This window comes from Pseudomonas sp. AB6, from assembly GCF_034314105.1.
In the GTDB taxonomy this organism is placed as follows: domain Bacteria; phylum Pseudomonadota; class Gammaproteobacteria; order Pseudomonadales; family Pseudomonadaceae; genus Aquipseudomonas.
This window is the reverse complement of sequence record NZ_JAVIWJ010000001.1, coordinates 1,083,088-1,095,031: the sequence shown is the minus strand read 5'-3', so window position 1 is coordinate 1,095,031 and position 11,944 is coordinate 1,083,088. Positions and strand designations below refer to the sequence as shown.

The 11,944-nt window shown below is 55.8% G+C and carries 12 protein-coding genes; 3 read left to right on the top strand and 9 right to left on the bottom strand.

What is annotated here, in order from left to right; genetic code table 11:
- The first annotated feature begins 207 nt into the window (after nt 1–207).
- Nucleotides 208–1,083, top strand: coding sequence for a LysR substrate-binding domain-containing protein (locus tag RGW60_RS05405; protein ID WP_322202850.1), 876 nt, complete (start codon nt 208–210; stop codon nt 1,081–1,083).
- A 35-nt stretch (nt 1,084–1,118) separates the two neighbouring features.
- Here RGW60_RS05405 and RGW60_RS05400 read toward each other — a convergent pair whose 3' ends face one another.
- The 4 genes from RGW60_RS05400 to fae all read right to left on the bottom strand — a co-directional run bounded on the left by RGW60_RS05400 (nt 1,119) and on the right by fae (nt 5,571).
- Nucleotides 1,119–2,483, bottom strand: coding sequence for an MFS transporter (locus tag RGW60_RS05400; protein WP_322202848.1), 1,365 nt, complete (start codon nt 2,481–2,483; stop codon nt 1,119–1,121).
- Between the two features lie 100 nt (nt 2,484–2,583).
- Nucleotides 2,584–4,017, bottom strand: a complete 1,434-nt coding sequence (locus RGW60_RS05395) for an NAD-dependent succinate-semialdehyde dehydrogenase (RefSeq protein ID WP_322202846.1) — start codon at nt 4,015–4,017, stop codon at nt 2,584–2,586.
- Nucleotides 4,014–5,048: an aldo/keto reductase gene (locus RGW60_RS05390; RefSeq protein ID WP_322202844.1), complete on the bottom strand. Its 1,035-nt coding sequence runs from the start codon at nt 5,046–5,048 to the stop codon at nt 4,014–4,016. The genes RGW60_RS05395 and RGW60_RS05390 overlap by 4 nt, the downstream gene beginning before the upstream one ends.
- Before the next feature lie 10 nt (nt 5,049–5,058).
- Nucleotides 5,059–5,571 carry a formaldehyde-activating enzyme gene (gene fae, locus RGW60_RS05385; RefSeq protein ID WP_322202842.1) on the bottom strand — a complete coding sequence of 171 codons (513 nt, stop codon included), beginning with the start codon at nt 5,569–5,571 and terminating at the stop codon, nt 5,059–5,061.
- A gap of 949 nt (nt 5,572–6,520) precedes the next feature.
- Here fae and RGW60_RS05380 point away from each other — a divergent pair.
- Nucleotides 6,521–6,979 carry a hypothetical protein gene (locus RGW60_RS05380; protein WP_322202840.1) on the top strand — a complete coding sequence of 153 codons (459 nt, stop codon included), beginning with the start codon at nt 6,521–6,523 and terminating at the stop codon, nt 6,977–6,979.
- Between the two features lie 264 nt (nt 6,980–7,243).
- The gene (locus RGW60_RS05375; RefSeq protein WP_322202839.1) at nt 7,244–7,609 is read left to right on the top strand and encodes a hypothetical protein; all 366 of its coding nucleotides are present in this window, start codon (nt 7,244–7,246) and stop codon (nt 7,607–7,609) included.
- Here the strand turns inward: RGW60_RS05375 and RGW60_RS05370 are convergent.
- The 5 genes from RGW60_RS05370 to RGW60_RS05350 form a co-directional block, all read right to left on the bottom strand.
- The gene (locus RGW60_RS05370) at nt 7,606–8,142 is read right to left on the bottom strand and encodes a DUF2514 family protein (RefSeq protein WP_322202837.1); all 537 of its coding nucleotides are present in this window, start codon (nt 8,140–8,142) and stop codon (nt 7,606–7,608) included. The two genes, RGW60_RS05375 and RGW60_RS05370, sit on opposite strands and share 4 nt — an antisense overlap.
- Nucleotides 8,139–8,633 (bottom strand): glycoside hydrolase family 104 protein, encoded by a 495-nt coding sequence (locus RGW60_RS05365; RefSeq protein WP_322202835.1) that lies wholly within the window; start codon nt 8,631–8,633, stop codon nt 8,139–8,141. Before RGW60_RS05365 ends, RGW60_RS05370 begins: the two co-directional genes overlap by 4 nt.
- A gap of 58 nt (nt 8,634–8,691) precedes the next feature.
- Nucleotides 8,692–9,639: an SGNH/GDSL hydrolase family protein gene (locus RGW60_RS05360; RefSeq protein ID WP_322202833.1), complete on the bottom strand. Its 948-nt coding sequence runs from the start codon at nt 9,637–9,639 to the stop codon at nt 8,692–8,694.
- 127 nt (nt 9,640–9,766) lie between these two features.
- Nucleotides 9,767–10,123 carry a tail fiber assembly protein gene (locus RGW60_RS05355; protein ID WP_322202831.1) on the bottom strand — a complete coding sequence of 119 codons (357 nt, stop codon included), beginning with the start codon at nt 10,121–10,123 and terminating at the stop codon, nt 9,767–9,769.
- A 15-nt stretch (nt 10,124–10,138) separates the two neighbouring features.
- Entirely contained in the window at nt 10,139–11,926 is a 1,788-nt protein-coding gene (locus RGW60_RS05350; protein ID WP_322202829.1) for a hypothetical protein, read from the bottom strand.
- Between the last annotated feature and the right edge of the window lie 18 nt (nt 11,927–11,944).

Below are 11,944 nucleotides of genomic sequence, written 5' to 3'. Positions count from 1 at the left end.
CTCGAGGTCTCTTCGCACGCAAGCCCGCTCCCGCAGGTTTAGCGCATAACCGGTGGGAGCGGACTTGCTCGCGAAAACGTCAGCCCAAACAGCACTTGCATCAGCCTGTGCCAGAGGTGTCAGATACGCCCTACAAAACCCTCAACAAAAACAATAAGCCTGCCCGACGTTTCCCGGCGTCGGTATCAGGTCCGGAGTCACCCTTTCATGCGTCAACTGCCTTCGCTCAACATGCTGCGCGTCTTTGAAGAAGTCGCACGGCATCGCAGTTTCAGCCAGGCGGCTTTGGGGTTGAACGTCACCCAAGGCGCGGTCAGCCGTCAGATCAAGCAGCTTGAGGATTATCTCGGTGTGACGCTATTCATCCGCACACCCCGAGGCCTGTCGCTGACCGAAACCGGCCTCGCCCTCTCCCCGCAATTGAGCGATGCGTTCGACCACGTCGAACGCGCCCTGCAAGCGGTGCGTGTGCCCAACCTGCGCCAACACCTGCGCATCGTCGCACCACCGACTTGGGCCACGCGCTGGTTGTCGGCGCACCTGCGCACATTCTGCCAACGCTACCCGGACATCAGCCTCAGCGTGACCCATCAGAACGGCTACGACAGCCTCGCGGAAATCGACTGCCACATTCGTTTCGGCCTCGATGCGGCCAACCATTGCAGCAGTCAGTTGCTGGTGATGGAACGGCACATGGCGGTGGCCAGCCCGGAGTTGTTCGTCAACGGCCAGCCGCCAGATCTGCGACAGTTCCCGCTGCTGCACATCCTGCATAACGGCAAGCGCTTGAAGGTGTGGGAGAACTGGTTGGCGGTGATGGGCCGCGAAGATGTAGAGGCCGGGCAAGGGCTGGAATTCAGCACGCTGGACCAAGTGATTCACACGGCACTGGCCGGTGGTGGATTGGCGGTGATTGACCGGCAGATGATTGAAAAGGAGTTGGCGAATGGCAGCCTGTTGCCGATCACTGCGGTGGAAGTGCTCGGGCCTTATGGGTATTGGCTGGATGTGGCGAATGATAAGCAGGAATTGTCGAAGGTGCGGTTGTTTACGCAGTGGTTGGGGTTGGTCGGTAAGCCGTGAAACACCGACATCCCAATGTGGGATGTCGGTGTTTTTTAGACTGGGGCTGCAACCTTTGTTGTGGCTGTCGCACCGCTCTCCACCGGGCTCTGCGCCTTGCACGCCTGGCTCAGCGTCAGGGATTTGGTCTCCGGCGCCCAGGCCCAGGAAATGATCGCGCCCAGTGCGAGAATCGTCGCCAGGATGCCCATGGTCGGACTCAAGCCAATCCCGGCCACGCTCACCGGCAACAGAAAGGTGCTGACCGCCGAGCCCAGGCGACTCACTGCTGTTGCCAGTCCTATCCCGCTGGCCCGCACTTCGGTCGGGAAACTCTCGGCCGGGAACACGCCCACCAGGTTGCTCACCGCCGACAGCACCAGCGTGAACACGCCGAACACCAGCACCATCAGAAACGCCGCACTGCCCGGCAACGCCGCCAACAAGAACAACGCCACCGCGAGGATGATGAACGAGTTGATCAGGAAGCCCCGGCGCGAGAATTTCACCGTGCACCAGATCCCGATCAACGCGCCGAGGATCAGCAGCATATTCAGCATCAGCTCGGTGCCAAAGCCCTCGGCCAAGCCCATCTTCTGCAGAATCGACGGCAGGAACGTGTAGATCGCAAAGTACGGCATCACGATGCAAACGAAGAACAGGCAGTTGAACGCCGTGCGCTTGCGGTATTCGCGGCTGAACAGCACCGCGTAGCCGGAACGGGTTTCAGTGGAGCGGCTTTCGTCGAGTTCGACGTTATCGCCCAGGTGTTTTTTGACGATCGCCCGTGCTTCGGCGACCCGCCCCTGATTAACCAACCAGCGCGGTGACTCGGGCGTGCCAATCCGCGCGATCAGGATGAACGCTGCCGGGATGGCTGAAGAGGCCAGCATCCAGCGCCAGGCGTCATCGCCGAGGTGGAGCATCGCAGTGCCGACGAAGGTCGCCGCGACATAGCCGAAAGTCCAGATAACGCTGAATGAACCGAGCAACACACCCCGATGTTTTTTTGGCGAGAACTCGGCGAGCATTGCGTGGCCGACGCTGAAGTCGCCGCCCAGTCCGATGCCGATCAGCACCCGGCAGAGAAACAGTTGCATCGCAGTTTCAGCGTAGAACTGCATCATCGAGGCAATGGTGATCAGCACAAAACTGACGAGGAAGATTTTCTGTCGGCCGACCCTGTCGGAGATCCAGCCGAAGAACAGGCTGCCGAGGAACAAGCCAATCAGTGCCGAGGCGCCAATCAAGCCTTGCCAGAATGCATCGAGGTGCATCTGCGGGCTGAGCAGGGTGAAAGCGATACCGATCAGGCCGAGAATGTAGCCGTCGGTGAAGTGCGCGCCGAACGTGAGGCCTGCAATTTTGATATGGAAGCGCCCGATGGGCAGGTCATCGATCTTTATCGGCTGAGCGGACATGTTCGTCTCCAATTGTTGTTATTGACGGAGAAATAAAATCGGTAACGCTCGAACCTATGGGAGTGAGCTCGCTCGCTCCCATAGGGAGTACGGTTGGAGGTTAGAGGCCACCCATCAACAGGTATTTGATTTCCAGGTAGTCCTCCAAGCCATACTTGGAGCCCTCGCGACCCAGGCCGGATTCCTTGATGCCGCCGAAAGGGGCGACTTCCGTGGAGATAATTCCTTCGTTGATCCCGACCATACCGGCCTCCAGGCCTTCGGCCATGCGCCAGACGCGGCCGATATCGCGGCTGTAGAAGTACGCCGACAATCCGTAAGGCGTGTCATTCGCCCGTTGCAACACGTCGGCTTCGTCCTTGAAACGGAAGCACGCGGCCACCGGGCCAAAGGTTTCATCCTGGGCGATCAGCATGTCGCTGTTGGCGTCGGTGAGGATGGTCGGTTCGTAGAACGTGCCGCCCAGCGCATGACGACGACCGCCACACAACAGCGTCGCGCCCTTTTCCAAGGCGTCACTCACGTGCAACTCAACCTTGGCCAACGCCGCGGCGTTGATCAGCGGACCTTGCTCGGTTTCACCGTCCAACGCACTGCCGACGCGCATCGCGGCTACCGCTTCGGCGAGTTTGCCGGTGAAAGCTTCGTAGACGCCGTCCTGGATAAAAAAACGGTTCACGCAGACGCAGGTCTGCCCGGTGTTGCGGAATTTCGAGGCCATCGCGCCTTTGACCGCAGCGTCCAGATCAGCATCGTCGAAGACAATGAACGGCGCGTTGCCGCCCAGTTCCAGCGAGACTTTCTTCAGCGTATCCGCCGCTTGGCGCATCAGCAGTTTGCCGGTACGAGTCGAGCCGGTGAACGAGAGTTTGCGCACGATGCTGGAAGCTTGCAGCGCCCCGCCAATCGCTACGGCGTCACCGGAAATAACGTTGAATACGCCGGGCGGGATCCCCGCCTGCTCGGCCAGCACCGCCAAGGCGAAGGCTGACAACGGCGTCTCCTCCGAAGGTTTGAGAATCATTGTGCAACCTGCCGCTAGCGCCGGACCGACCTTGCGCGTGACCATCGCCAGCGGGAAGTTCCAAGGGGTGATCGCCGCAACCACGCCGATAGCTTCCTTGACCACGATGATCCGCGCATCAGCCTTGTGGCTCGGGATCACGTCGCCGTAAGCGCGCTTGGCTTCTTCGGCGAACCACTCCAGAAAGCTTGCGGCGTAGACCACTTCGCCCATGGCTTCGGCCAGCGGCTTGCCCTGCTCGCGGCTGAGCAAAGTGGCCAGATCTTTCTGGTTGCTCAGCATCAGTTCGCCCCAGCGCTTGAGGCGCTGACTGCGTTCTTTGGCAGTCAGTTTTCGCCAGGTCGGCAAGGCGCGATTGGCCGCAGCGATGGCGAGGTTGGTTTCTTCGGCGCCGGCCTTTTGCACGTCGGCGATCACTTCGCCATTGGCCGGGTTCAATACCGGATAGGTCGCACCACCGCTCGACCATTGGCCGTCGATGAAGTTGCCGTTACGGATCAGCGTGCTCATGCCACAGCCTCGGTCAGAGTAAAGCGTTCCAAACCCGGGCGAGCCGAGCGCAGGATGCGTTTGCCGGCGGTGTAATCGTTGATCACGTCGCACGGGGTATAGTTGCGCTCCAGTTCCTGCAGTTCTTCCCCATCGAGTTTGGTCTCCAGCGCCGCCAGGGCACTGTCAAACTGCGCAGTGGTGTCGGCGCCGACCAGCATGCAATCGACACCCGGATGGTTGGCGACCCAGGCTTGAGCGATCTGCGCATTCGACACCCCACGGGCGCGGGCCACACGCTGCACCGAATGAGCGATCTCAAACGAGGCTTCGTCGCTGTACATTTGCTGCGTGAAGAAGTCGGTCTGGTTGCGCGTCGACTGCACGTCGCCGGTCAGCAAGCCGCGAGCCAATGGGCTGAACACCGAAACGCCGAGGCCCTGATCGCGGCAGAACGGGATCATCTCGCGCTCCTCTTCACGGTAGGCGCAGTTCAATTGCAGCTGCATGTTGATCGGCTTGACCCAGCCATTGCGCTCGCAGGCCATAAGGATCTTCGCCAGTTGCCCGGTGAGCATGGTCGAGACACCGATGTAACGGGCCTTACCGGAACGAACGATATCGTTCATCGCGCTCATGGTTTCTTCAACCGGGGTGTTCACGTCGAAGTAATGCAGCATGAACACATCAACGTAATCCATGCTCAGACGCTTCAGCGAGGCGTCGATGCTGTCCATGATGTGCTTGCGTGAATGGCCGCTGGCGTTGATGCCGTTGCGGGTGCCGTAGCCGACTTTGGTGGTGATCACCAGGTCTTCGCGACGGGCCAGACGCTTGACGATGCGCCCCACCACTTCCTCGCCAACACCAGCGGAATAAAAGTCCGCCAGGTCGATGAAATTCACCCCGTTGTCGAGGGCGTGGGCGACGATCGGCTCGCTTTGCTTTTCATCGAAAATCCACGGTTTCCAGTCCGGAGTGCCCATGTTCATGGTGCCCAGGCACAGGCGGGAGACTTGCAGGCCGGAGTTGCCCAAACGAATGTATTGCATGGCGCAGACCTCAGGCTTTTGGTGTGTAGAAAGGGTTGCTGATGTGATCGACCACATCCGCCAGTTGCGCGGTTTCCGGCTTGCCGGTCAGAGCGGCGCGGATTGCGGTGCGGCAGGCGTTGTAGTTGTTCAGGAAGACCGCATCGAGGTCATCGCAGGCCGGGTTGACCCAGTTAGCGGTCACGATGGCCCACTCGTCTTCGGCTTCCGGCGGCAAGGTTCCGTCCAGCAGTGCTTCCAACACAGCCTTGGCAATACCGGCCTGGGATGCGCCCCACGTAGCGTTGCCGTGCAAGTCGCTGCTGATCGCGGCTTTGTTGACGTAAAGGGTCATCGGCTTGACCGGAATATTGGGCTGGGCGATCACCATAAACGGGCAATGGCCTTGGCTTGGCGACGCCAGGCTATTGGCAAACGCTTGCCCCGCCGGACCGTTGCGCGGGCCGATCAGAATGTTGATGTGCGCGGCGTTCACGCCAGGGCCTTCGAAACCTTCACCGATGTACAGGTCGAGTTCTTTCATGAGTCGTTACTCTTTTTGGATTTTTCGGGTGATCAGAAGCGCACGCGAATCGTAAAGATCGGGTGGCAAACGTCGGGATACGAAAAGTGCAGCACAAGGCTGGCGAGGACGCGGCAGTGAGGCTTAGTCATGATTGCAAACGCTCTTTTTGTTGTTGATGAGCTGTGTTTGCGATTTTTAACACCGGGCGTTGGTGGGGCTATAACCATTAAAAGTCATGGGGGCATGAGTTTCCCTCATATCCAGAACTTCCGTGCGGTACTGGCAGAGTCCAATTATTCGCCAAATAGCCCAGCCTGGTAGACCGCTGCCATGCCTTCGGAGGGATTGTTGATGATGGGCTACGACCTGCGCAGCCTGGTTCCCGGCAGCTATCTGATCCGATGCCGCCCAAGTTCGACTACCAGGCACGCTGGAAGACTTGAGCGACTTTAGACAGGCAAGCTGATGATTAACCTTCCAGCCAGATCGGTCGCAGACCTTAGGAGCGTCTGGAACGGAAGAGAAGGCCAAAGATCATTGGCACAGAGACCACACGCGCGTGCTGGCGTCCGCTCACACGAAGCCGTGACGAATCTACCCAGAGCCAGTAATTTTGTGGGGGGTAAAAACGAACAAAAATAAAAAGGGGTCGCGAGATAAAATCTCGCAACCCCTTGAATTATATGGTCGGGACGGAGTGATTCGAACACTCGACCCCTAGCACCCCATGCTGGCAGATACCGAAAATAGCTATACGGGACAGCACTTTGGAACGGCGCCCACTGCAATCGATGCCTAACCGTGCTCAACCGTATTTCACGTTTCCCCGCAAAAGTCCCTGTGGTGTTTTGACCACTTACCCCGCCCTCCCCCGGCGTCCTGCCGAACGAACACAATCCAGCTGAATAAATCCCTTGTGTATATCATATGATATAAATATACTTATGACATGCCCAAGGAGATCAACATGGAACTCATTCACACCAGCCCTGCCGAAATTACCAGCATTCATATGCATGGCCGCTTCAATGAGTTTCTGTTTTTCTCCGATAGCGAATACGTAATGACCGCAGGTACTCACTTCGCCTACAAAATTGAAGTGTCTGACGATTCTATAATTGAAGCTGGCCGTCTATTTCATCACGAAGATGCCAGCAAGCTTGCAGTGCTAGTCGCAAAATTGGCTACGCGCCTAGGCATAGATGCGGATGCGGCCGAAGCCCTGATAGAGGAATCAGTCAGCATTTTTGATATCGACAGTAACGTTGAGGCTGAAGACTTGGCAGATGCAAGCTGGGACATTCAACTGTTCACCGCTCGCGCCGCCAAGCTACTAGGCTTTCGCGGCGTCGAGGTATCCGACGAGCAAGGTACTTCATACATGATCGATATGCTGGGGCGCGAATTAGAGCTAGTGAAGGCATGAGTAAGGCGCAGAAAGAAGCTACCGCCCGATACAGGTCTGAGCAGATCCAGATTCAAGCACTGATAAACCCAAAAACTGAGCCGGAGCTCGCGGCGGCATGGGAAAGGCTTTTAGAAATGCACGGGGGTAGCAAGAAAAAAGCGCTCGCTTTCGCTATTCTCGGCGCCGCAATCTACTCCCCTACTACAGCTCGTCACCCCGAATAGCGCAATTTCCATTCCTGCATTACTGTACATTCAACCAGTATAACGAAAGAGCAGCATCATGGACGCCGACGACGAATTCGGATGCCTCGGCATTCCTACGCCCGCAGAAATGTGGAAACAGCACGCAACCCTTCTCGCGGCCGAGCTTGAGGAAATGACGCTGGAGAATCGGAAGGCCCGGCAGAACATTGCAAAGCTTGTGGAAATGCACGGCCAAGCGGCGGCGGAACGGGACCGACTTAAATCAGAACTGAAATTGAGCACGCAGCAATTGTCTTCGTGCAATCTTGAGTGTTCAAACCTCGGCAATGAGATTAATGGACTAACTATATCGAGCAATCAAGCCAAACTTTTCTTTAAGCAAAAATGCGATGCTGAAAAAGCGCTGTTCGAGCTTAGAAAGCAAATCGGACAAAATATTTAATGACTGGGATCGGCCGATAATTTTGTCAGTCCATCAAGCGCCTGCTCGCACGTCACTCCCCGCGCATGGCTTTGGTCAGCATATCCTGCCAGGTCGCCCGCTCGCTGGTCAGCGCGTTTGAACACGTCGGCAAGCACCACTGCGGCGCGGGTAGCTGCCTTGCTTGCGGCGGTAGCGCAGGAATTTCCGCTGGCTTCACTGGCTGCGAGGCGACCGGTAAGCTGATCGACTGCGCCGCGCAAGCTGTCAGCGTGAGCATTAGCGTCAGCAGCATCAGAAGTCGCTTTGTCGATTGATTGCTGTCCATTTTCGATTGCCTTGTTGATTGAGTGTTGACGGGCCTGCTCGAGGTCGCGCTGAGTTGTTTCGTTTGCGAGTGCAGCGGCTGCGTCTTTGGTGTCGCGGTCATTCCACTTGGCCTGCCACTCAGCATTTGCGAGGGTTTCGCCATGGTGATAGGCGCCGTACAGCGCACCGAACACCAAAAGGATGGCTAGCAGGAATGCGCCGACCTTTGCGTAGATTGATATCATGAAGCGATACCTCCGGCTGTCACGCATTGCGCAACTAGCAGCTCAATCGGATGTACGCGCTGACCGTACGTATTGCCCGGAAGACTGGCCCATATGTTCGAGCACTTACCTATAGCGACATCAAAGCGCCCAGCCTGAATATCGGCCAGCGCCCGCTGTTCGGTAATCTGCTTGATGGCGATCCGATCCTGACTGACCGGGCCGAAGTCCGGCAGGCTCAGCAGATCGGTATAGGCAATTGCCCACTTCTTCAGCACCTGGTATCGGCCAGCAGCCGTCGACTTCAATCCCTGGCTGTTTACTGTGACCAAAACGCCCGGATGTGCGGCATAGCTGTTGAAGGTGTTCGGACTATCAATTCCGCCTACCACAACGTCATACCCATCGTCCTTGGTGTACTTGCTGGTCGACGTGCCTTCTGACCAAGCCAGCATATCGAGGAAGGCGAGCACGTTTAATCCGCCAGCGGCCTGCGCGGTGATTCTTGGCATTTACTTTTCTCCGGGCAATAAAAAACCCGCCGAGGCGGGTTTGTGTTTCAGAATCTGGCTATTTTCTGTTTAGGGATTGATCTGTTGCATCAACCAAAACCTTCGCTTCTGCGGCATACACTTCTTTATGCCCAATAGCTGTTGGATGGTTAATTCCATTTCCTCCGCCTTCCCCTGGGCCTAATAGCTGAAGCTCTGTATATTTAGGCTCATATTCTTTAGCATATCCCGACGGATAGCTTACGAAATTCAACGAGGAATTTTTTTTGCTTCGGATATCCACGCCATCCCTCAAAATAATATACCGTCGATTAGCATCTATCAGAGTGGCTCCGGTCTCTTTCGCAATATCCGTGTATGCCTCCGCTGTTCTTTCAACATTTTCCTGCAATTTACTATAGGGTTCGACGGTTGTTGTGGGTAGTATTGGAGTCACCAGTGCAATAGATGGAGACTTAGAACTACTGGACAGTTCTGATATTAGTTTTTCTGTTAGGGTCTTAATATCTAAAACGCTTCCGCCGATATCATTCATACCAAAGCCAATTACTACCAAATCTGGCGAAAGGGACTTTACGTGATCGATCCATGTCTCCCCGAGAATAGTCCCATATGGCCAAACATCACTGTTATCTGTCGCCTTTGGCCTGGCGAAACCTACTTCCGCATAATCTGTTTTTGAGAATCCGACATATGGAACCGCCTTATATTTCGAGTCAATAGCATTGCCTATCCCTCGACCCGGAAGGCTTAGATTGTATATTTCAATGCCAGGCGAAATCTTACGCAAATCTGCCGAAATTAATTTTACCCAAGACTGGCTATAAACAATTTGGCTTGTACCTTCTTCGATTGAATCGCCAAGGAAAACTATTCTGGCGTGACCATCCCTTATCGCAGCCTTGTAGGCTTTCAGGCTTCCGTCTTTTGCGCTATGACTGGGGTAGAGCCAGCACCCACCTAAAACCAATACCGCTAACACAAACAAAAACGACACGTAGCGCATTTGATAACCATCCGTAATTTATGGATGGATCATACATGTCCGCGCCAGCAGCCACTAAAAAACTTAGGCGCCGTTTTTCGATGGCGGCGCCCGCGCTTACTAATAGAAGCAGCCCATTCAGCATCAGCTACGCAGGAAGTTCAGGCCACGCAGGACTTTTAACAGTCACATCAACCGACTTGAGTGCGCGGTAATATGCCTGCCACGCCTTGGCACTCAGCGTCTCTTCGTCCGTCGCATCACCAAGCTGCAGCGATACAAGAATGGGAGCCATCACAAGAGAGGCGGCTGCAACAAGTTCAGACTGCCGGACAGTATTGACTGCGGCGACATCAATCGGAGGGTTGAAAAAGTCCAGATAGCGCTGGTCAGTATCTTCGATAACGCCCTGATTAGGGTATGCATCAGGATCTTGCGGGCCTCCGAAAATAGACGTGAGCTTTGTTTCGGTAGCATCAGTAAATTGAACGTACATTAAAGTCATAGTAGTCACCGTTGGTTAGAAGGTATAGCTGGCCGTGGAAAGATTTAAGCTTGGCGTTCCCGAAGCATTGGCGGCCTTCCAGTATAAAGTCTGGGGCGTAATCATGCTTACGTTTGCGAAACTGGACGTGCCATTACCCGCTGTAGCGCATGTGAACCCATTCAGCACAAGCCCTAGACCGCTGGCATCTGCTGCTACAAACATAGACATGAGACTCCCCGATACAGAAGACGAGGCATTCATGTTGAGCGCTAAACTTTTCGCATTTATCGGCACTGCTGTTGCTGTTGAAAGCAGCGTATATACAGCAGGTAGAGTCGTAGTGATTACAAGATCGTGCCCATAAATTCCAACAGTCCGGTCAAGCATAAAACACGGGGCAAATTGCCCGCTGGCGTTGGTAGGCAAAACACTGACTAACGCGGACGCCGTGTAGCCTGCTGGCATATTCCCGCCGCCGTATACTTCGGGCGCTTTTGCAGAAGTAGCGTTAACCGCCATCAGGCCTGTTGCCAGAGTGACCGGGTTGAACATTTTATAGAGGGCTACGTAGCCACTGACGGGCGCACTCCCCGCGTCCATTGCGCCAATGCCCTTAGTTGCTGACGCCAAGTTAATCGAGTCGTTTGCATTGGACAAGCGATACGTCTGCCCTCCCAGCGCAGTTTCAACAATTACCTCATCCGCCGTGTATGTCGCAGTTGCCGATGCCGCAGGGATATAGATTTTAGCGTTACGCATCGACCCTACAACTGGCGAAAACATGGCCTGTGATTGCCCAAGCGGAACTGCCTGCTGAGACTGGGTGGCGTTAGCGACTTGCTCCGGAGCACCCGTGCAGAACAGGAGAATGTAAGCCCCGCCGCCAATCGAGGTATTCCACTGCACCCAGGCATCGCCGTTGGCAACTAGCTCTCCGCCCTGTAGCGCAGCGTGAGCCCCGCCGACCAGAGCAACGGCGCCGAGACCGTCGTTAAAGGTTGATGTGCCAGTGTTGGTAGTTTTAACTTTAAAGCGCAGAGGCTGCTGTTCGCTGCGAGCCGTAAGCGCCGGAGTGAAGGCGCAGACATATGCGTTGGCTGTGCCGGTATCAAGCGCGGCGGAGGTGTTTCCGCTCTGAATTGACTGAAGCAAGCCAGATGGCAGCAATGGCGACGACGCGTACTGACTGATGCTGGCAGAGGTGATCGTGGTCTGGCCATAAGCGACCGTGACGACGTACAGGCCGACATAGCCAGCATCGGGCGCGGGGGTGACTTGGCTTCCGGTCGCAGCTGATGCGCCCGGCTTTATCTGGACAGATGCAATACCCTTGCGCGCAGTGTTCTGCGTAAGGCCGTTATTTCCTAACCCGCTGAACGGCAGCGCCGGGTTCGCCGAGTTGTAATAAGGAAGAAGCACAGGCACCGCATCAAGGTCTTGATACGTCACTTCAACCAGATAGTTGATTGACTGCCCCGTAGTGCTTGGAGCCGCACAGGTTAGCGTCAGGCCGTCGAGTAAAATACCCTGCTTCATGATGGAGTGCGTGGTGTCGGCTGGCAGGCTTGAATAGGCTGTCGCGTCGATGCTGGTCAAGCTGTAAATCTCGCCCGGAGCTACGACGACTTGAAGTGATGCCGGTCCTGTGGGCGTAACCGCAAAGCCGTTGGCGATGTTGATGTTGCCGAACATGGCCGACGAAAGCTTTGCCAGGCCGATCATGGAGTCTTTTGCCATCTGTAGCAAAACAGTTTCCGGCAAAATCTGGCCCGGATATTCGGTTTGTCTGTCCATGAAATCCCCAATAAAAAGCCCGCTCAATGGCGGGTTTAGTTGTGA